Source organism: Maribacter algicola, assembly GCF_003933245.1.
Taxonomy (GTDB): domain Bacteria; phylum Bacteroidota; class Bacteroidia; order Flavobacteriales; family Flavobacteriaceae; genus Maribacter; species Maribacter algicola.
The window spans coordinates 814,424-835,206 of record NZ_QUSX01000002.1; the positions used below are offsets into that span (position 1 = coordinate 814,424).

At 40.8% G+C, this 20,783-nt stretch carries 17 protein-coding genes; 16 read left to right on the plus strand and 1 reads right to left on the minus strand.

Going from position 1 to position 20,783, the window contains the following annotated elements; translation table 11 throughout:
- Positions 1–294: 294 nt before the first annotated feature.
- Complete coding sequence (locus DZC72_RS12875) at positions 295–1,575, plus strand: glycoside hydrolase family 117 protein (protein WP_125223320.1); 1,281 nt, start codon at positions 295–297, stop codon at positions 1,573–1,575.
- A gap of 135 nt (positions 1,576–1,710) precedes the next feature.
- Positions 1,711–3,129 (plus strand): sulfatase, encoded by a 1,419-nt coding sequence (locus DZC72_RS12880; RefSeq protein ID WP_125223321.1) that lies wholly within the window; start codon positions 1,711–1,713, stop codon positions 3,127–3,129.
- A gap of 320 nt (positions 3,130–3,449) precedes the next feature.
- On the opposite strand, the gene DZC72_RS12885 is transcribed toward DZC72_RS12880, so the two are convergent.
- On the minus strand, positions 3,450–4,289 hold the full coding sequence (locus DZC72_RS12885) for an AraC family transcriptional regulator (protein ID WP_125223322.1): 840 nt from the start codon (positions 4,287–4,289) through the stop codon (positions 3,450–3,452).
- Between the two features lie 142 nt (positions 4,290–4,431).
- Between DZC72_RS12885 and DZC72_RS12890 the strand changes: the two genes are divergently transcribed.
- The 14 genes from DZC72_RS12890 to DZC72_RS12955 all read left to right on the plus strand — a co-directional run bounded on the left by DZC72_RS12890 (position 4,432) and on the right by DZC72_RS12955 (position 20,782).
- Complete coding sequence (locus DZC72_RS12890) at positions 4,432–5,598, plus strand: cytochrome P450 (RefSeq protein WP_317127144.1); 1,167 nt, start codon at positions 4,432–4,434, stop codon at positions 5,596–5,598.
- 5 nt (positions 5,599–5,603) lie between these two features.
- Positions 5,604–5,912 carry a 2Fe-2S iron-sulfur cluster-binding protein gene (locus DZC72_RS12895; RefSeq protein ID WP_125223323.1) on the plus strand — a complete coding sequence of 103 codons (309 nt, stop codon included), beginning with the start codon at positions 5,604–5,606 and terminating at the stop codon, positions 5,910–5,912.
- 6 nt (positions 5,913–5,918) lie between these two features.
- Positions 5,919–7,175, plus strand: a complete 1,257-nt coding sequence (locus DZC72_RS12900; protein ID WP_125223324.1) for an NAD(P)/FAD-dependent oxidoreductase — start codon at positions 5,919–5,921, stop codon at positions 7,173–7,175.
- Positions 7,176–7,702: 527 nt separating this feature from the next.
- Entirely contained in the window at positions 7,703–8,377 is a 675-nt protein-coding gene (locus DZC72_RS12905; RefSeq protein ID WP_207891747.1) for a bifunctional 4-hydroxy-2-oxoglutarate aldolase/2-dehydro-3-deoxy-phosphogluconate aldolase, read from the plus strand.
- Positions 8,378–8,427: 50 nt separating this feature from the next.
- Positions 8,428–9,519 (plus strand): sugar kinase, encoded by a 1,092-nt coding sequence (locus tag DZC72_RS12910; RefSeq protein ID WP_125223325.1) that lies wholly within the window; start codon positions 8,428–8,430, stop codon positions 9,517–9,519.
- A gap of 159 nt (positions 9,520–9,678) precedes the next feature.
- The gene (locus DZC72_RS12915; RefSeq protein WP_125223326.1) at positions 9,679–11,574 is read left to right on the plus strand and encodes a sulfatase family protein; all 1,896 of its coding nucleotides are present in this window, start codon (positions 9,679–9,681) and stop codon (positions 11,572–11,574) included.
- 11 nt (positions 11,575–11,585) lie between these two features.
- The gene (locus tag DZC72_RS12920) at positions 11,586–13,136 is read left to right on the plus strand and encodes a sulfatase family protein (RefSeq protein WP_125223327.1); all 1,551 of its coding nucleotides are present in this window, start codon (positions 11,586–11,588) and stop codon (positions 13,134–13,136) included.
- Between the two features lie 156 nt (positions 13,137–13,292).
- Positions 13,293–14,087 carry an IclR family transcriptional regulator gene (locus tag DZC72_RS12925; RefSeq protein WP_125223328.1) on the plus strand — a complete coding sequence of 265 codons (795 nt, stop codon included), beginning with the start codon at positions 13,293–13,295 and terminating at the stop codon, positions 14,085–14,087.
- A 279-nt stretch (positions 14,088–14,366) separates the two neighbouring features.
- Complete coding sequence (locus DZC72_RS12930) at positions 14,367–15,074, plus strand: helix-turn-helix domain-containing protein (RefSeq protein ID WP_125223329.1); 708 nt, start codon at positions 14,367–14,369, stop codon at positions 15,072–15,074.
- Between the two features lie 9 nt (positions 15,075–15,083).
- The gene (locus DZC72_RS12935) at positions 15,084–16,319 is read left to right on the plus strand and encodes a glycoside hydrolase family 117 protein (protein ID WP_125223330.1); all 1,236 of its coding nucleotides are present in this window, start codon (positions 15,084–15,086) and stop codon (positions 16,317–16,319) included.
- A gap of 27 nt (positions 16,320–16,346) precedes the next feature.
- Positions 16,347–17,363 (plus strand): zinc-dependent alcohol dehydrogenase, encoded by a 1,017-nt coding sequence (locus tag DZC72_RS12940; RefSeq protein WP_125223331.1) that lies wholly within the window; start codon positions 16,347–16,349, stop codon positions 17,361–17,363.
- A gap of 31 nt (positions 17,364–17,394) precedes the next feature.
- On the plus strand, positions 17,395–18,159 hold the full coding sequence (locus tag DZC72_RS12945; RefSeq protein WP_207891757.1) for an SDR family oxidoreductase: 765 nt from the start codon (positions 17,395–17,397) through the stop codon (positions 18,157–18,159).
- Between the two features lie 73 nt (positions 18,160–18,232).
- Positions 18,233–19,687: an aldehyde dehydrogenase gene (gene aldA / locus DZC72_RS12950; protein WP_125223333.1), complete on the plus strand. Its 1,455-nt coding sequence runs from the start codon at positions 18,233–18,235 to the stop codon at positions 19,685–19,687.
- Positions 19,688–20,782 carry a mandelate racemase/muconate lactonizing enzyme family protein gene (locus DZC72_RS12955; protein WP_125223334.1) on the plus strand — a complete coding sequence of 365 codons (1,095 nt, stop codon included), beginning with the start codon at positions 19,688–19,690 and terminating at the stop codon, positions 20,780–20,782.
- Position 20,783 lies beyond the last annotated feature (1 nt).

Here is a 20,783-nt window from a genome sequence, read left to right on the forward strand (position 1 = left end):
AAAAAGAAGCTGTTCATTTTTTGTCTAGTTTCATAAGATTCACCTGCATGGAGAGTTGTTTATATTTAAATTATACGTAGAGACAAAGTTAAATTACCCATGCCGGAATGATAATCAATTCAAACTATTAAAATTATAAGACAAAAAAAATCATCGGTTGATTGGTTTGCCATATAGGTCTTTATCATGATAACACGCAAATTTTCGAAATAAGTAAGATTTGGCACAATCCAAAGGTGTATTTTTAACAATGTTCTAGCACAAAAAAAAGCGTAAGCCTCTTAAAACCACCACATGAATAAGCCAATTGAGTTTCTTTTGATATGCACCTTGATTCTGTTTTCTTGCAAGCAGGAAAAAGACTTACCTAAAGAAGAAAATATCAAAAACCAAAAGGGATTTCCATTTCACTTACCCGATAAAAAGCCAAACAGAGCCATGAGCGCGGCAATGGAACGCATCTATACCGATTACCCCTCACCCCGACCTGAGAAAAACGAATTGTTCAGTCAGTTTAAATATACCAAACTCGAGGGTTTTGATTATAATGACCATGACGGTACCATATCACGGCGTGACCCATCTAAGACTATTTTCCATAATGGAAAGTATTATGTCTGGTACACCCATCGCGAAACTCCTGTTCCACCAGTTGGCATTCCCAACGCGCATAAATCAAATGATACAATTCCGTCATCGGATTGGGATTTGGCGGACATTTACTATGCGACCTCCGAAGACGGTTTTACTTGGGAAGAACAAGGCGTGGCAATACCAAGACCACCTGCTCCCAACGTTGGTCATCGGTCGGTTACCACTACCGATATTTTAGAATGGAAAGGGAAATACTATTTATACTATCAGGCCTTTTCGGTAGCATCGGGAAAGAACGGGGGCGACGATTGCCCGGTTGCGGTTTCCTATGCCGATTCCCCTGATGGTCCGTGGACACCCACCAACCAAATCGTTATTCCCAATGGTGCTGAAGGCGAATGGGACATGAATTCCATTCACGACCCTTATCCGCTTATCCATAATGGTAAAATTTATATTTATTATAAATCCGATTTTGGGGAAAGACCTGACCTGGTAAGAATGCAAGGCTTGGCAATTGCAGACAATCCTTTGGGGCCGTTTACCAAACATCCTTTGAATCCCTTAATAACCTCAGGACATGAAACATCCCTTTTTCCTTTTAAAAAAGGTGTCGCCGCTTTGGTTTATAAAGATGGCCCCGAACACAATACGGTGCAATATGCAGAAGATTGGGTGAATTTTGAAATAGCTTCCATAACTGAATTAATGCCCTATGCCGCTGCACCACATGTACCTGATGCTTTTACCAATACAAAAGACGGACGGGGAATTACTTGGGGATTGGCCCATTTCATTAACGTCACCAACGACTGGGACAAGTTCAGTTCTAAATTGGTGCGTTTTGATTGCGACCTCAGTCAGGATGTTCATGACCCTGAAATGAAACAACATCGAGTGAATCATGCGCCGGATGTCTATTATAGGCAAGGCCTGAGCGAAAAACAAAAAGAAGCTCGAAGCAAGAAAAGTTCGGAATAAGCAAGAAAGAGCCAAATATTAACCTTGAATATTTATGCGTATTCATTTAGGGTTAAAATAAAGCTAGTACAAGATAATTGATGCAAATCAGCCTGTTCGGATTAAGAGTATTCTTGAATCAATAGAGACTAAAAAATGAAAAAGCTATTAATCATATTTCTAGCAGTTTATATCCCTTTAGGATGTTCTGCACAGCAACAAACTACTTCGGAAACCAAAAAACAACCCAACATCATTTTACTTTTTGCGGATGATGCTGGATATGCCGATTTTGGTTTTCAGGGTAGTAAAGAAATGATAACTCCTAATTTGGACAAATTAGCTTCCGAAGGCGTTCGCTTTACGCAGGCCTATGTGACGCATCCAACTTGTGGTCCTTCAAGAGCAGGACTAATTACGGGTAAATCGCAATATCGTTTTGGGTATGAGGAGAACAATGTCCCAACCTATATGAGCGAAGTTTCGGCAGTCGATGGAACTGAAATGGGCCTCCCCGTTGAGGAGGTTACCGTGGCAGATTACCTGAAAAAACAAGGCTATGCCACTGCAATTTATGGGAAATGGCATTTAGGTGGAGCGGACAGGTTCCATCCAACAAAAAGAGGATTTGATGAGTTCTACGGATTTCGTGGTGGCGCTCGGAGTTACTTTGAATATACGGAAGAACCAAAAGACCATATGAATAAAATGGAACGTGGTTTTGGCAATTTCGAAGAACACAAAGGGTATCTAACCGATGCCTTGGCGGATGAATCCTTACTGTTCATTAAAAAAAATGCAAAAGCGAATAAACCGTTTTTTGCATTTCTTTCCTTCAATGCGGTGCATACCCCCATGGATGCCAAACCAGAAGATTTGGCTAAATTTCCAGAATTGACCGGTAAGCGGAAAATCGTGGCCGCGATGAGTCTGGCTTTGGATAGAGCTGTGGGTAAAGTATTGGATAAACTCAAGGAGTTGGGAATAGATAATAATACTATAGTGGTTTTTACCAATGACAACGGGGGTCCTACAGATGCGAATGCATCAAGTAATCTTCCATTAAGTGGCATAAAGGCGACCCACTTGGAAGGCGGCATACGAGTTCCTTTTCTCATGAAGTGGCCTGGGAAGCTTACTCCAAATACAACCTATACGAAACCGATATGCACTTTCGATTTGCTGCCAACTTTTTACATGGCAGCTGGCGGCAACACCACTGATATAAAAGATATTGACGGAGTGGATTTGCTTCCCTATATAAATGGACAGAATAAAGAACGCCCCCATGAAACGTTATTTTGGAAACGAGATGCACGAGCCGCGATGCGCAAAGGAGATTGGAAGTTAATACGATTTCCTGACCGACCAGCAGAACTCTTTTATCTTCCAGATGATGAAGCAGAATTAAACAATTTGGCGGCTGCCGAACCAGAGCGTTATTTGAAAATGTATAAAGAATTATTCGCTTGGGAGACCACTCTTGAACGCCCTCGCTGGCTACTCAAAAAAGAATACGAAAGGCGTGATGTGGAACGAATGGATAAGCATTGGCCCATAAAGGATTCGCAATAAACTATATATGGTAATCCAATATCCTATAAAATAATTCTTCTTGGTTCGGTACTGTGTACCTAAATTCTCAGATGGTACTTAAATAGAAAGAGGAGTTCCATAAAATTTTGTGCGAACTTTAGTTCGTAAAATCGTGATGCTTTACTTGGCACTATTTAGGGAAACCCTAAAAATTAGGTTACTTAAAATTCTACTTTCGTATCAAGTTCGCATAAAGAGTATGAATTAAAATGGCCAATCAAATCCTTGAATAGAAATACAAATCGATTTAAAGTGGTGAAAGCGCATGAAATGAATTTGCATGGAAAAAGTGTTTTAATTCAATACTTTCGGTATCTTTTCCGATACACCAACGGGGAGCTTCCCTTGAACTTATTGAATTGTTTATAAAAAAAAGGCAAAGACTCGTATCCACAGGTATAACCAATTTGCGAAACGGAGTAATCGGTATCCAAGAGCATTCGAACCGCCATATTGATACGATATTCGTTTAAGAAAGTAAAAAAAGAACGCCCCATCATTTTGACAAAGAAGCGAGAAAATGATTGTTCTGACATATTGACCAAATCGGCCAATTCTTTGAGAAAGATTTTTCTTTGGTAATTATTGGCTACAAAATCGTGCGTTTTTGACATGCGACTCCCATGCTCGGTGGGCAGGTCGTTCATGAAACTTGACGCTGAAATAGTTTCATAAGAACATTTTGAAAGCTGGGTTAAAAGCTGTAGAAGTTGCATATACAATTCAGAACCCTCAAGAAACGGCAAATTTTGAAGTAATGGTAAAAGTCTGGCTGAATCCTTTTTGTCGAACAAAATTCCCTTCGAAGCCTGCCGTAACATGTCAAAAACAGCGTCCAGTTCGGGTACTTTCGAAAAAATTCCTTTGTTCCATTGCACTACAATAGACTTTGATTCTTTTTCACTGGTATTGATATTTTTCCAACAATGGGGAAGGTTCGAATGAAGCAAGACCAACTCACCTGGTTCATAGGGTCCCACAAAGTCCCCTATCAACTTTGTTCCGACACTTTCTTCGATATAGGTCAGTTCGTGTTGTGGATGAAAGTGCCAAGGGGTTTCAAAATTGGGTGCTTCATATTGAAATCCAAGAATAGATTTTTCTTTTCCTAAAGGAATAGCTTCTAATATAGGATTCATATGCTATTTAATACTTAATCCATAAAAATACGCTTTATATTAACATAATAGTTTACTTATATGATGATATAGTATATTTCTAGAATGTAAATTTTTATTTTTTTTGTTAAAGAAAAAATTTAGGCTACCTATAAATGATCATATGATGGAAAAATATGAACTGCTCGACCCGTTTGAAAAAGCACGTTTGGAAAAGGGGTTTGAAGAGATGGACGACCAAGAAGACCCGGTCAAAATGATACTGCGCCATAAGGACGTTCGAAAAACGGCGCATAATTATAAAACCTTTACATCTGCCGCAGTACCGGGTCGCATAGTCGTTCCCTCAGAGATCAACATTCGAAAAACACGTCAGATACCTTTCGAACTAGACCCACCGGTTCATGGTGTTTATAGGGCTTTGATTGAGCCTTGGTTCAAGAGACCGTTGCAAGAGGAATATACTGAAAAACTGACCGCTCAAATCGCCGAATTGGTTGAGGAAACGTTAATTAGAGACCAGGTTGAGGTGATTGAAGAGTTCGCCCTTATTTTACAATCTCGGGCATTGACGTTATTGTTGAATATTCCTTTCAAAGAAGCCGAAACATGGATTTCTTGGGGAACGCATGTTTTCCGAAGTGAAGACACTGCCTTAGACGGAGATAAGGCCAATATTCTTTATAAGTATATTGATGGTCAAATCGAAAAAGCGATCGAAAACCCTAGTGAAGATTTGTACTCTTTGCTTTTGGCTTCAGAAGTCGACGGAAAAAAATTGACTAAAGAAGAAGTCAAAGGAGTCATGGTATTAACCTTTGCAGGAGGGCGCGATACCATTATCAATGCCGTTACTAATGCAATTGTATATTTATCGGGGCATCAAGAATCTTTAGAGCGCTTTCGAAAAGAACCCGAAATTATCGGGAAGGCGGTTGAAGAAATGATTCGCTATTTTTCCCCATTAACGCAAATAGGTCGCGTGGTAACCGAAGATACATATGTGTGTGAGCATGCCGTAAAAGCAGATACTCGAGTTTCACTTTGTTGGGCATCTGCAAACCGTGATGCCTCGGTTTTTGAAAATCCGAATCAAATAGTCGTTGACCGAAAAATAAATCCACATGTAGGATTTGGCTTTAGTCATCACAATTGTCTAGGTGCTTCACATGCGCGACAGATCATGCGGGTTTTATTGGGCACGTTGGCCAAAAAAGTAGAAAGCATTGAACTGTTTGACTTTAAAGAAAATATCGAAGAACTAGGAGAAATAAAACGAAAAGTAGGTTACGATTATCTGAATGCAAAATTTAACCGATTAACAAAATAAGAAGAATGGCAAAAATCACCTTTATTACCAGTGATAATGAAACAATTGAATTAGAGGGTACCTCAGGCTCCGTAATGGAATTAGCGGTCGAACACAATGTAAAAGGAATCGATGGCGATTGTGGCGGTGTATGTTCTTGTGCCACCTGCCATGTTCATGTAAAACCTGAGGATATGACAAAAACAGGACCGGCAAGCGAAACCGAAACCGATATGTTGGAACTCGATGACAATGCTGATGAATACAGTCGTCTTTGTTGTCAACTTGAAATTGGCGACTCTCTTGACGGTGTGGTTTTGAAAGTTGCCAAATAGTTTTTGATGTCCGATAATTTAAAGAGTCAGGATATATGTGTGGTTGTTGGCGCAAGCCATGCCGGTGTCAACTTTGCCTTCGCCCTACGTCAGGACGGTTGGGATGGTCAAATCATTATGTACGATGCAGACCCCGAATTGCCATATCACAGACCTCCTTTGTCGAAAACCTATTTGACGGATGACCGAGGTATGTCCGCCACACCTTTGAAATCCAAAGAAAGTTACGAACGCGATAACATTAAGTTGCATCTGAATACGAAGATAGCTTCCATTGATGTTACTGCAAAAGAATTAAAATTGAGTGATGGTTCGGTTCAAACCTACGACAAGTTGGTTTTAGCTACGGGAGCTCGACCGATTATGCCACCGATTCCAGGCTTTGATACCGCCAAAAATGTTTTTCGCCTTAGAACAGCTGCCGATGTAGAAGGCATCCGAAAAGCTCTAGGAAAAAATCCAAAGAAAAAAGTGGTGGTTATTGGAGGAGGATATATAGGTTTGGAGATTGCGGCCTCCCTAAAAAAGTTAGGTTCGGATGTTACCATTTTGGAAAGAGAAGAACGGATTTTAGCCCGTGTGACCGCTCCTGAAATATCGTATTTCTTTCATGAGCTGCATGTCAAAAATGGGGTTGAAGTTTTGACTGGAAAAAATATTAGCTCTTTAGAAATTGATAATGATTACCATAAAATAGTTTGTTCTGATGGATTATCTTATCCTGCGGATATTATAATTATTGGCGTTGGAATTTTAGTCAATACGGAACTCGCAGAAAAAGCCGGACTCACTATCCAAAACGGAATCAAAGTAGATTCCACGGCAAAAGCCAGTAATGAAAGTATTTATGCTATTGGCGATTGTACCTTTCATCACAATCCACATTATGATAGATTCGTTCGATTAGAGTCCGTTCAAAATGCTGTTGACCAAGCGAAAGTCGCCGCGGCGGCCATTTGTGGAAAAGAGGTAGTCTATAATGCCATACCGTGGTTTTGGTCTGACCAATACAACATAAAATTACAGATTGTGGGGCTTTCGAATGGTTATGACAATATAGTTATCCGAACCGAAGAAAAAGAACAACCTTGCTTTTCAATTTGGTATTTTAACGGAGACAGGCTTTTGTCGGTAGACGCCATAAATAATTCCAGGGCTTATGTAGTTGCAACGAAGTTTATTAAATCGAATCAACGTTTAGATAAATTAAAATTAGCTAATTCTTCTATAGAACTTAAGCCCAATAATTTTATGGAAGTATAATTCTGCGAAGGTTAAAAATACATCCTATTACTGACGAAATGGTTAGAGTATTTAACTAAATTTTATAGAGAACACACCAAAAAACTCATTTTTATACTTTTGATTTCTTGTGGTAACAATACTTGGGTAACCTATTTTTTTCCCTGACATGAAAGACGATGAAACTTCAATTAAAATTTTCGGAAAGAGAGGTTCTAAGTTCTGTATTGGTAAAAAGGGTCAACCGATTTCACGTGGGTGGGAATTGGCAATTAACAAAGAATTTGAACTAATATACTGTTTCAAAGGTTAAGGAATGTGAATCGTCGGGAATTATGTTCCTAACTTTCAAATGGGTAATTAGTATTGGTTGGTCGAAGGCGACTTCATATTTAGTTTTGGGTGATTTTCCGGTCAAAAAACGAATATCGATGGCGCTTTAGGTATTTTCAAGTCAAAAGGGGGTAAGATTCAGTTTTTGTTGAGTAATGAAAGTAGCTAAATCATGATTTGGTAATAAATTTGTAATTGAAAACTAAAATACAGGTATGCAACCAATCGAACAAAAGGCGATGTCGCCAAAATTAATTCAAAAATTAGATGATGCAGCTATCATTGCCGTTCTTATTGTCGACGAAGTAAAACATGCAGTTCCATTGGCTAAAGCACTTCTTAAAGGTGGTGTGGATAGTATAGAACTAACACTTCGTACTCCAGCGGCTTTGGATGCTGCCAAAGCGATCAAAAAGGAAGTCCCGGAAATTACGTTGGGTTTTGGAACGGTTTTGACCATTGACCAAGTGAAAGCGGTGGTGGAAGTAGGCGCGGATTTTGCCGTTTCACCAGGTTGCAATCCGAAGATAATTGCCGAAGCGAGAAGACAAGGATTGGATTTCGCTCCAGGAATAATGACCCCGACCGATATTGAAATAGCCGTTGAACAGGGTTGTCGCATTTTAAAGTTTTTCCCGGCTCAAACCTCTGGCGGAATGAAACATTTGGAAAGCATGTCGGCTCCCTACAACCATTTGGGATTAAAATTTATTCCCCTCGGTGGGTGCAGCTTAGAGAATGCGGGCTCTTATCTCCAATCTCCTTTAATCACTGCGATAGGCGGCACATGGATTGCCAAAAGGTCTTTGATACAATCGGAAGACTGGGAGACCATAACCAACAACGCAAAAGAAATTCGAACATTGATTAATCAAATACAGGGCAAATAAAATAGTTACCTCAATCAAATACCAATTCCATAAAAAACATAGAATAGAAAATGAAAAAAGTCGTAACCTTTGGAGAAATAATGGGCCGTTTCGCCTCCCCGGGAAATTTGCGTTTAAGACAAACACGGGAATTTGAAGTTACCTATGCAGGCGCCGAAGCCAGCGTAGCAACCTCTATCTGTAACTTTGGGGGTAAAGCCCGCTACATTACAGCACTGCCAAAACATGCCCTGGCAGAAGCTACGATGGACTCCGTTCGAGCGGTCGGTATCGACACCGATTTCATAGTACGCACGGATGAAGGCCGCCTCGGCCTCTACTTTTTGGAGACGGGCGCCAATCAGCGGCCGAGCAATGTGGTATATGATCGTGCCGATTCTGCCATATCGATTACTCCTGCGAGTGCCTATGATTGGGATAATATTTTCAAGGATGCGCAATGGTTGCATTTGAGTGGTATTACCCCTGCCCTATCCAAAACTGCAGCCGAGGCCACCTTGGTTGCGGCTCAAAAAGCAAAAGAGGCAGGAGCTTCGGTTTCCATTGATTTAAATTTTAGGGGAAAGCTTTGGAATTGGGATTCGAATTATTCGGCCAAAGATTTGGCCCAAAAGACCATGCGCGAAATTTTGCCTTTCATCGATGTGGTGGTAGGAAATGAAGAAGACTGCCATGACGTATTGGGAATACAAGCGGGTGATACCGATGTACATTCCGGAACTCTTGATACTTCGAGATACCCAGATGTGGCACGCCAAGTAATTGAGCAATTTCCGAATGTGAGTAAAGTTGCTATTACGCTTCGGGAAAGTCTTTCCGCAAGCCATAACAATTGGGGAGCGATGCTTTTTGATGCAGCTACCGATTCACCATTTTTCGCACCGTTGGACGAAGATGGAAATTACAATCCGTATCAAATAAAGAACATCGTCGACCGTGTTGGCGGTGGAGATTCCTTTGCCGGCGGATTGATTTTTGCACTGACCACTCCCGAACTACACAAAAAGACACAAACTGCGGTCAACTATGCAGTGGCAGCGTCTTGCTTAAAGCATTCTATAAAGGGAGATTTCAATTATTCCACACGCGCGGAAGTAGAACGATTAATGGGCGGTAATGCTTCGGGACGTGTAGTGAGATAAAGTTTAGACTTATTATAAAAGTAAAGTCAGGATTGTCTAAACGGCAATCCTTATTTGTTTTAAGTCATCTGTCAAGTATACAGATTATGTACGCACAAATACGTAATTTAAGGGAGCTGAAATTATATTTGGATTAATCGGAATTTGAGCACGAACTATATGAGACATTTTAAAGTACCATTATTAAGTTTTGTTTTGCTTTTTTCTTTGAGCACTTTTATTGCCTGTAAAGAAGAATCAAAGATTACGGCAAAAGAACAAAAAACGCCGAATATCGTATGGCTTGTCAGCGAGGATAATTCAAAGCACTTTCTGAAATTATATGAAGAAGGTGGGGCACCGATGCCGAATATCGAAGCTTTAGCCGAAAAGGGAATCGTCTTTAACAATGCTTTTTCGAATGCGCCGGTATGTTCAGTGGCTAGAAGCACAATCATTTCAGGCTGTTACGCTCCGCGAGTTGGAACGCAATACCATCGCAGAATGAAATTCGCTCCACTGCCGGATGGTCTCAAAATGTTTCCGGAATATCTTCGAGCGGCGGGATACTATACTTCGAACAATGCAAAGGAAGATTACAATTTTGTAAAATCCGACAGTGTCTGGGACGACTCTTCAAGAGAAGCTACCTACAAGAATCGAAAGGCAGGGCAACCCTTTTTTCACGTACAGAATTTTGGGGCTACCCATGAAGGTCAATTGCATTTTTCAAAAAATCAAATGGATAGTATGTCCACTAGAACTTCGACTGAAAATGTTCCGCTATTTCCCTATCATCCTGACACACCAACTTTTCGATATACAAATGCCTACTATCGCGATTTAAATCAAAAAGTGGATGCTGAAATCGGGGAATTTATCAATCAATTGGAAGAAGATGGACTTATGGAAAACACCATTGTGTTCTATTACGGCGATCATGGCGGTGTCTTACCCAGAAGCAAAGGATACATTTATGAGAGTGGTCTGAATGTGCCTATGGTAGTGTATGTCCCAGAAAAATGGAAACATTTATCCCCGTTAAAAATGGGAACCAGAACCGATGCTTTTGTTCAATTTATTGATTTGGCCCCAACGGTCTTGAATCTTGCAGGAGTCGAGGTTCCAGAACAAATTGATGGCAAGGCCTTTCTTGGGGAAACCGTAAGCAATGAAAATCCTGCTGGGAGAAATACAACATTCGGCTATGCGGACCGCTTTGATGAAAAATATGATCTGGCGCGTTCCATCCGAAAAGGAAAATACAAGTACATCAGAAATTACCAACCGTTTACTATTGATGGTCTTTTTAATTTTTATCGATACAAAATGTTGGCCTATAAAGAATGGCAGCAACTCTTTGATGAAGGAAAGTTAAATGAAGCGCAAGAACAGTTTTTCAAGGCGCGATCTCCCGAAGCATTATACGATATGGAAAATGACCCACACGAAATTCATAATTTGGCGGCTGAGCCATCTCATCAATCAACTTTGTTGGAACTGCGTTCAAATTTGCAGCAACAAGTTAAGTCAATGCCCGATTTAAGTTTTTACCCGGAGCCTTATTTCATTGAGGCGGGACTCTCCAATCCGGTTGTATTTGGTCAGGAAAACAAAATTGAGATTGCTGAATTGATTGATATTGCTGATTTGAGTCTAAAACTTTTCGATGAGGCTAAAATGGATATCGAAAACGCTTTGAATTCTGACGACCCTTGGAAAAGATATTGGGGTTTGATTGTGTGCAGTTCTTTTGGAAAAGAATCCTATCCGTTTTTCAAGATGGGCGTGCAGCTTTCCAAATACGATAAGAACAACTTGGTTCGAATAAGGGCCGCCGAATTTTTAATGCTACATGAGCAGAACGTGCCAAATGACCTGTTGCTGGAAATAATAAAAAATGCCAAATCCGAAACCGAGACCAATTTAATTCTGAACAGTATAGCATTGATCGAAACGGTTCGGCCTGGTTTTGAAATCAATATCCCAAAATCGATATTTCCGCCGGAATGGCTTGAAAAAGAAGGCGATTTGGTCCGAAGACGCATCGAATTTATCAACGAGAACAAAATATAAGCTAGATAATTATGAGGAAATTTTATTACTACGTAACTGCTTACATTCTTTTATTTGCATCTTGTAAAGAACAGCAAAAAACTGTTACCACATCCGAAGAAAAAGTAAAACCGAATATCGTTATCATTTACGCGGATGACCTCGGTTATGGTGAACTCGGTGCTTATGGTGCTACCGAATTAAAGACGCCCAATCTAGATAAATTGGCAAATGGTGGTATGCGGTTTACGAATGGGTATGCTACCTCAGCTACTTGTACACCTAGCAGATATGCATTATTGACCGGAGTTTATCCTTGGCGCAATAAAAGCGCGAAAATACTTCCGGGGACGGCACCTTTGATAATCGACACTGCGCAAATTACAATCCCCAAAATGTTGAAAAAGCAGGGCTATCACACAGGTATTGTTGGAAAATGGCATTTAGGTTTGGGAACTGGAAATGTTAATTGGAACGAACGTATTAGCCCTGGCCCTAATGAGGTTGGTTTCGATTACAGCCATATTTTAGCCGCTACGCAGGATAGGGTTCCAACGGTATACATTGAGAATGGACATGTGGTGAACCTTGACCCAAATGACCCGATTGAAGTCAATTACAAAGAAAACTTTGAAGGAGAGCCAACGGGCTTGGAAAATCCTGAACTATTGAAAATGAAATGGCATCATGGGCATAACAATAGCATTGTAAACGGCATTCCCCGTATCGGATTTATGAAAGGTGGTGAAGCAGCCAAATGGGTAGATGAAGATATGGCAGACTACTTTTTGGCAGATGCCCAAGACTATGTCAAAAAACACAAAGACGAACCATTTTTCCTATACTATGCTTTGCAACAACCGCACGTGCCACGAACACCTAATGCTCGCTTTGTCGGTTCTTCCGGAATGGGTCCAAGAGGAGATGTCATTGTTGAAGCGGACTGGATGGTAGGCGAGTTTGTTAAAACCTTGGAATCGGAAGGATTGTTGGGAAACACGCTTATTGTTTTTTCAAGTGATAACGGACCTGTAGTAAATGATGGATACTATGATGATTCAGAAGAAAAACTAGGAAATCACAAACCTGCAGGTGCCCTCAGAGGAGGTAAATATAGTCTGTTCGAAGCTGGAACACGGGTTCCGTTCTTCACCTATTGGAAAGGTAAAATCAGTCCAGGAGTATCCGATGCCATGGTCTCCCAATTGGACTTATTTTCATCGCTAGCTGCCTTGGTCGATAGTGGCGAAAGTACTGAAGATAGCATGGAATTATTGGATTTGTTCCTTGGTAAAAGTACTGCTGGACGCGATGAAATGGTCATCGAAGCCACCTCACGAACCGCATTTCGAAAAGGCGATTGGGCGATGATACCACCCTACGAAGGTCCTGCGATTAACAAACAAGTCAACATTGAATTAGCGAATTCCGATGAATATCTTTTGTACAATTTAAAGGAAGATATTGGTCAGCAAAATAATCTTGCCAAAAGCAATCCAGAAAAACTTCAAGAAATGATTGCAGCTTATGAAGCCATTCGTGGTACTGAAAATTTAAAAATAGAACAGCTTAAGTTGAAGTAATTCCATAGAATTCAAGTAGCTATTTTTAAGTTTTAAAAAGTGTAATAAGACTGTTAATTACCAGACATCTATTAAATGTGCTTGGCTTCTTTGATGCTTTGCATATTTCTGAGGTAACATAAATAATGTTAAATTAGCCGGCATTAAAGATACCTGATGAACAAAGCGAAAGAAAATTTGAAGTCTAACTATAATGTTCCTAATCTAGAAAGAGCATTGTTGATAATGGAACTGCTCTCTACCCAACCTAAAGGTTTGACCTTGGCCGAAATCATGAAAAACCTTTCCGTAACGAAATCCAGCGCTTTCCGTATTGTCAGTACCTTGATATTCAAAAATTACCTTCAGAAAAATGAAACCACTAAGAAAATAACGCTGACCAGAAAAATGCTCACCTTGGGGGTATCTTCAATGAACGAGCAAAGCATCGTAGAGAATTCGATCGACGTAATGCGCGCTCTGAGGGATAAGACGAAAGAGTCCGTAATGTTAGGTATCATTTTGGGATCAAAAGGCACTATTTTAGAACAAGTGCCATCTACCTATCCAGTAAAACTTTTTGTTGAACCAGGCACACAGTTCGACCTCCACAGTTCTGTTGGTGGTAAATGTATATTAGCATTTCTTCCTGACGAGGAACGGAATAAAATCCTGAAAAACCAAAAACTGACTAAGTTTACCAAAAATACAATTGTCTCGAAAAAGGACCTTGTTACCAATCTTCAGGAGGTAAGGGAGAAAGGGTATGCCATTGATAATGGAGAAGACATTCAAGGCATCAATTGTGTCGGAGCACCCATTTTTGATGAGCAGGGACATCCCATAGCCGCACTATGGATTACAGGACCTGATGGAAGACTGCCTGCCGAGCAATTTGCATCGAACGGTGCGATCGTAATTAAATATGCGATGAGAATTTCGGCAAAAATCGGTTATCTGTCACAAGTGTAGATGAACATACTAGTCCATATCTTGGCCTTTTTTCGTCTATAACGAAGCTTCTCGATCCAAACTGTTTAACATCTAAAGAGTAAATAGTGTAAATGAGGTAAGCAATAAATTGCTTACCTCCCCTGCCGTGACTTAAACGGAAAAGGATAATCTGAATTATATCGATTTTACACTCTATTTTTTAGAAGATTCCCAATGTAAAACAATAAAATACATCTAATTCCATATTGGAAGTTATTTTTTTATATATTTGGTTCATATAGGAAACTATTTTCATATATGAACCAAATAAATAAATACAGCTTTGGAAGCGCCGATACTTCCGTTATGACAGCTAGCCAAAGGTTACAACCTACGTTGGAAGAACTTCAACTAGAAATAAATTATATTGACTATGGCGAGCATCTTATTAATATTCACTGTGGTATTCCCGAAGAATTAGATGACTCGCCAGAAGTCTCGAATTCTTTATATGATTTGGATGGTGAAACTGATATTCAGCCCGATGCCATTTTTTTTTCAAAAAAGATAAGTATAAAGTTGTCGAAGGAAGACATCCAAAAACTTATTCTTTCGGTTGATGCCCTGCATGGTTCCAACGAGTTCAAAACGACAATCTCTTCAGGGATAAGCATATCGAATTCAATGGAAAATGATTTTCTGGATAAAATATTTAATCTTATAGAAGACAATATGTCTAACGATAACTATTGGGTTGATAATTTATCGTACGATATGAATGTTAGCCGATCTACCTTATTTAGAAAGCTCAAAAATTTGACAGGACAGGCACCCCAAGCTTTCATGAAAAAAATACGATTGGAGCGCGCATTACATTTATTGGAAATGGGACAGTTGCGCATTGCGGAGGTCGCCTACCAAGTTGGTTTTTCAGACCCCAATTATTTTAGTAAATGTTTTCGGAAGTTGTTTGGGAAATCTCCATCAAGTTTCATGGCCAGAAGTAAAAATTTATATTTACCCTAAAATAGAATCATGAATTACGCTATTAAAAAACTAAGTTTTATTTTGAATCTCTCCATTATATTTCTTCTACTATCTTGTGTTTCTTCGTCCGATTCGGAAACAACAGAGATAAGTTCCGATTCGGAAAGTACAAGTATAAGTGATGAACAAATAGACCATCTCGGTATTACAAATCCGGAGTATTTAAGTGCAGCTTCCAAGCGCGCGCTGAAATGGCCGACAGATTTAGGTAACGAATGGTTCATTCAATTTGACCAGCTTCAACCCCTAAAAGGGGATCTGGCTTACGAAGAAGGCGTGGTCAGGCGAGACCCAAGTGCCATTATAAGGGAAAATGGTAAGTATTATGTATGGTATACCAGAAGTACGGGACCAACACAAGGTTTTGGTGGCGATATCGAAAATGATAAAGTTTTTCCTTGGGATCGCTGTGATATTTGGTATGCCACTTCTGAAGATGGATGGACATGGAAAGAAGAAGGTCTTGCCGTGGCACGGGGAGAAAAAGGTGCTTATGACGATCGTTCGGTTTTCACTGTGGAAATCATGAAGTGGGAAGATAAATATTACCTCTGCTACCAGGCGGTCAAATCTCCTTACAATGTGCGGGTTAAAAATACAGTTGGTTTAGCATGGTCAGATTCGCCGAACGGACCTTGGACGAAAAGCGAAGAACCTATATTGCGCCCGGCGGATAATGGAATTTGGAAAGGCGAGGAACAGAATCGCTTTATGGTAGAAAAGAAAGGTGATTTTGATAGCCATAAGGTACATGACCCATGCATCCTACCTTATAAAGGAAAGTTCTATCTCTATTACAAAGGTGAACAAATGGGTGAGGCAATCACTTTTGGTGGAAGACAAATTCGTCACGGGGTCGCTATTGCGGACAAACCTGAAGGGCCTTATGTAAAATCCAAATATAACCCCATTAGTAACAGTGGACACGAAATATGTGTTTGGCCTTACAACGGTGGAATCGCCTCGCTGATTACTACAGATGGGCCAGAGAAAAACACGATTCAATGGGCACCTGACGGAATCAATTTTGAGATTATGTCCGTAATTCCGGGGGTAAATGCACATGCAATCGGCTTGAATCGAACTGCGGATACGGAAAAAGAACCAACCGAAATTCTGCGTTGGGGCTTGACCCATGTTTATAATAGTGCTGATTACCAAAGTATCATGAGGTTCTCTTCAAGAAGAAAAACCACTCATGTAGCCAAAGGCGAAAAAAAATAAGGAAATAAGATTCATAATTCAAGAATAATGAAAGCAACCATTTACGAGGGAAAAAAGACTTTTTCGGTAGTTGAAAAAGAAGTCGAAGACCCTGCTAGCGATGAAGTTAGAATTAAGGTAGCATACAGCGGAGTTTGCGGAACCGATGTTCATATTTACCATGGTATGATGGACAAACGCGTAAGCATTCCCGTGACTATTGGCCATGAAATGTCAGGCACCATTGATGCAATTGGGGATGGGGTCTCAGGGTTTTCAGTTGGTCAAAAAGTGGTGGTACGACCTTTGGATGATAGAGGTGTAAAACCCTCGGACAAAGGTTTCAACCATATTTGTGAAGATTTAAAGTTCATTGGAATCGACAGCCCTGGATCCATGCAGCAATATTGGAATGTTCCGGCCTTTACACTTCATAAATTGAAAGATGAAACGGATTTAAAATTAGCCGCTTTGATAGAGCCTCTTTCAGTTGCCGTGCACGATGTACGATTAAGCGAACTTCAGGCTGACGAAACAGCTGTTGTATTGGGAGGAGGTCCCATCGGACTCTTAGTCGCCATGGTCGCAAAGGAAACTGGTGCCAAGGTAATTGTCTCGGAGGTCAACGAAAATCGAATTGCAAAAGCAAAAGAATTGGGGTTAAATGCGGTAAATCCGTTGAAATTGGATTTGGTGGAATATGTCAAAGAACAAACCGAGGGCCGCAGAGCCGATGTGGTTTTTGAAGTTGCTGGCGTTCAGCCTGCATTAGATGTAATGACCGAAGTAGCTGGAATTAGAGGACGGATTTTAATGGTAGCCATCCATGGGCAAAAGAAAGAAATCGACCTGTTTAAATTCTTTTGGAAAGAACTGAAACTCATTGGGGCACGTGTTTATGAGAAAGAAGACTATGAAAGAGCCATTGAACTTATAACAAAGAATGAACTTCCTTTTGAAGAGATGATAACCGACGTGCAACCTTTAAGCAATATTCAAAATGTTTTCGAAAATATAGATAATAATCCCGATGGAATGAAAGTATTGATGGATTGTCAGGCTTAATATTAAAACACAACAACAGAACACAATGAGCATATTGAATCAATTTAGCCTAAAAGGAAAAACAGCCTTGGTGACAGGATGTAAAAGAGGAATCGGTAAAGGTATGGCCGTTGCATTAGCAGAAGCTGGGGCAGATATTATCGGCGTGAGTGCATCTTTAGAACTGCATGGAAGTATAGTAGAACAAGAAGTCGAAGGTATCGGCCGTAAGTTCAAGGCTTATCAGTGCGATTTTGGAAATCGCGATTCCCTTTATGCATTTATTAAACAGGTAAAAGATGATTTTCCTAAAATCGATATTCTGGTAAATAATGCGGGCACTATTCTAAGAGCCCCGGCGGTAGAGCATTCCGATGAATATTGGGATAAGGTTATCGAAGTGAATCAAACAGCACAGTTTGTGCTGACTCGTGAACTCGGTAAAGAAATGGTGGCTAGAGGAGCTGGTAAAATCGTTTTTACCGCCTCCCTACTCACCTTCCAAGGTGGAATCACGGTTCCAGGTTATGCGGCCAGTAAAGGTGCGATAGGTCAAATGACCATGGCCTTTGCCAACGAATGGGCGGGCAAGGGTGTAAACGTAAATGCCATTGCACCGGGATATATCAGTACAGATAATACCGAAGCCCTACGAAACAATCTAGAACGAAACGAGGCCATTTTAGCACGAATTCCGGCAGGTCGTTGGGGGCAACCAGAAGATTTTCAAGGACCTATCGTCTTCCTTTGTTCGGAAGCTTCAAACTACATGCACGGTGGTACGATGCTTGTCGATGGGGGTTGGATGGGACGATAACTCGGTTTCCATTTTGAAGATACGAAGTAGGATATAGTTAGAAATATCAAATCAAATTCATAATTAGAGCATTATGGCAGATATAAAGGAATATCAATTATTCATAGACGGAAAATGGATTACATCAACTTCTGGTGAAACCATAGACGTGGTCAATCCGTCCACAGAAGAAATCGTGGCACGAGTACAAAACGGAACGGTGGAGGAAGCACAAATGGCCTTAGAAGCGGCAGAACTTGCCCAAAAATCATGGAAAAAATTACCAGCACGTCAACGTGCTGAAATACTATACAAATTGGTTGATGAGATTAAGGCGAATGCCGATGCATTGGCCGAGCTTTTGGTCAAGGAACAAGGCAAACTCTTGAAGGTTGCCAAAATGGAAGTAGCGGTAACGGCTTCCTTTATTGAATATGCTTGCGAAGGAGCGCGCCGAATTGAAGGAGATATTATTCCTTCGGACAATCCCAATGAACAAATCTGGATTCAAAAGATACCCCGTGGCGTTGTCGTGGCAATTACAGCTTGGAATTTCCCATTGGCATTGGCCGGTCGCAAAATAGGCCCTGCATTAGTTGCAGGAAATACGGTGGTCATCAAGCCTACTTCAGAAACTCCCTTGGCAACTTTAGAACTTGGAAATTTGGCTAAAAAAGCAGGGCTTCCTGATGGAGTACTAAACATACTCACAGGGCCAGGCAGGGCTATGGGTAATGCCCTTGTGGAAAATCCTATTACAAAAATGGTCACCATGACCGGGTCTACTCCAGTAGGGCAACAAATTGCGCGGAACGCCGCTCAAAATCTAACACATGTACAATTGGAATTGGGGGGAAAGGCACCCTTCATTGTCTTCGAAGATGCCGATATTGATGCTGCCGTGGATGCCGCTTTGCATTCCCGTTTTGACAATTGCGGACAAGTATGCACCTGTAACGAAAGAATGTATGTGCACGAAGAAATCTATGATACGTTTATGGAAAAATTCATTGCCAAGACCAAAGCCCTAAAAGTGGGTGACCCCATGATGGAAGAAACAGATATGGGACCAAAAGTCAACGCATCCGAATTAAAACATATGGAGCATTTGGTTGAAGTGAGTTTGAAAGAGGGAGCAACACTTGCTACCGGTGGTAAACGCCCAGAAGGTTCTCAATTTGAAAAGGGGTATTGGTTTGAACCAACCGTTCTTACAGATGTTACTCAAGATATGACCATTGTTCACGAAGAATCATTCGGACCTATCTTACCAGTCTTGAAATTTAAGACTTTTGATGAAGTAGTTGGTTACGCCAATGATTGTGAATATGGCTTGGCGGCTATGGTGTTCACCAATGATATGAATACCATTATGAAATGTAATGACGAACTCGAATATGGAGAAATCTATGTAAATCGAGGTCATGGTGAACAGCACCAAGGTTTTCATAACGGATATAAATTATCGGGAAGCGGAGGTGAAGATGGCAAATACGGCTTCGAACAATACTTGGAGAAAAAGACCTTTTATATCAGACACAAAGCCTAAATGGGTTCACGAATAAAGACCATTGACTGTACCTTGTTCAGGGTGCCATTGCCTGAGGTAATGAACGATGCCAAACACGGCGACCATACCCATTTTGAATTGGTAACAACCACCGTCACTTTGGATGATGGCACTCATGGAACGGGTTACACCTATACGGGAGGCAAGGGCGGCCATTCTATAAAAGCAATGGTCGACCATGACATTGCTCCTGCCTTGATTGGAAAAAATGGCGACGATATTGACGGAATTTATGATTTCATGGAATGGCACATGCACTATGTGGGTCGTGGCGGAATCGTTTCATTTGCGGTTTCCACCATTGATATTGCCCTGTGGGATATCAAGTGCAAAAAAGCAAATCAACCCCTGTGGAAAATGGCAGGTGGTGCTGGAAATACCTGCAAAGCCTATTGCGGGGGAATCGATTTACAGTTTCCCATTCCGAAGTTGTTGAAAAATATGGAAGGCTATTTGGCCGCAGGATTTAATGCCGTTAAGATAAAAATCGGTCGCGAAAACCTTGATGAGGATATTGAGCGCATCAAAGCAGTTCGCGAATATATTGGTCCAGATGTGACCTTTATGGTCGATGCCAATTATTCGATGACTGTGGATAAGGCCATTGAAGCTATCGAAAAGTTTCGACAATATGATATCACTTGGTTCGAAGAGCCGATTATTCCCGATAACTATAAAGGATTTGCCAAAATAGCCGATGCCACGGGTTTTCCTTTGGCAATGGGAGAAAACCTGCATACCATTCATGAGTTTGAATATGCTATGGAACAGGCAAAACTATCTTACGTGCAACCCGACGCTTCCAATTGCGGCGGAATAACAGGTTGGTTGAAAGCAGCTCGATTGGCCAACGAGTATAATATTCCTGCTTGCTCTCATGGAATGCAGGAATTGCATGTGAGTTTGGTCTCGGCGCAACCGAATTCCGGATGGCTAGAGGTACATAGTTTCCCGATTGACCAATATACCAAAAGACCTTTGGTCGTTGAAAATCATCGAGCGGTGGCCCCAGATACTTCTGGTATCGGAGTCGAATTTGATTGGAAAAAATTGAATCCCTACAAACAAAAATAAA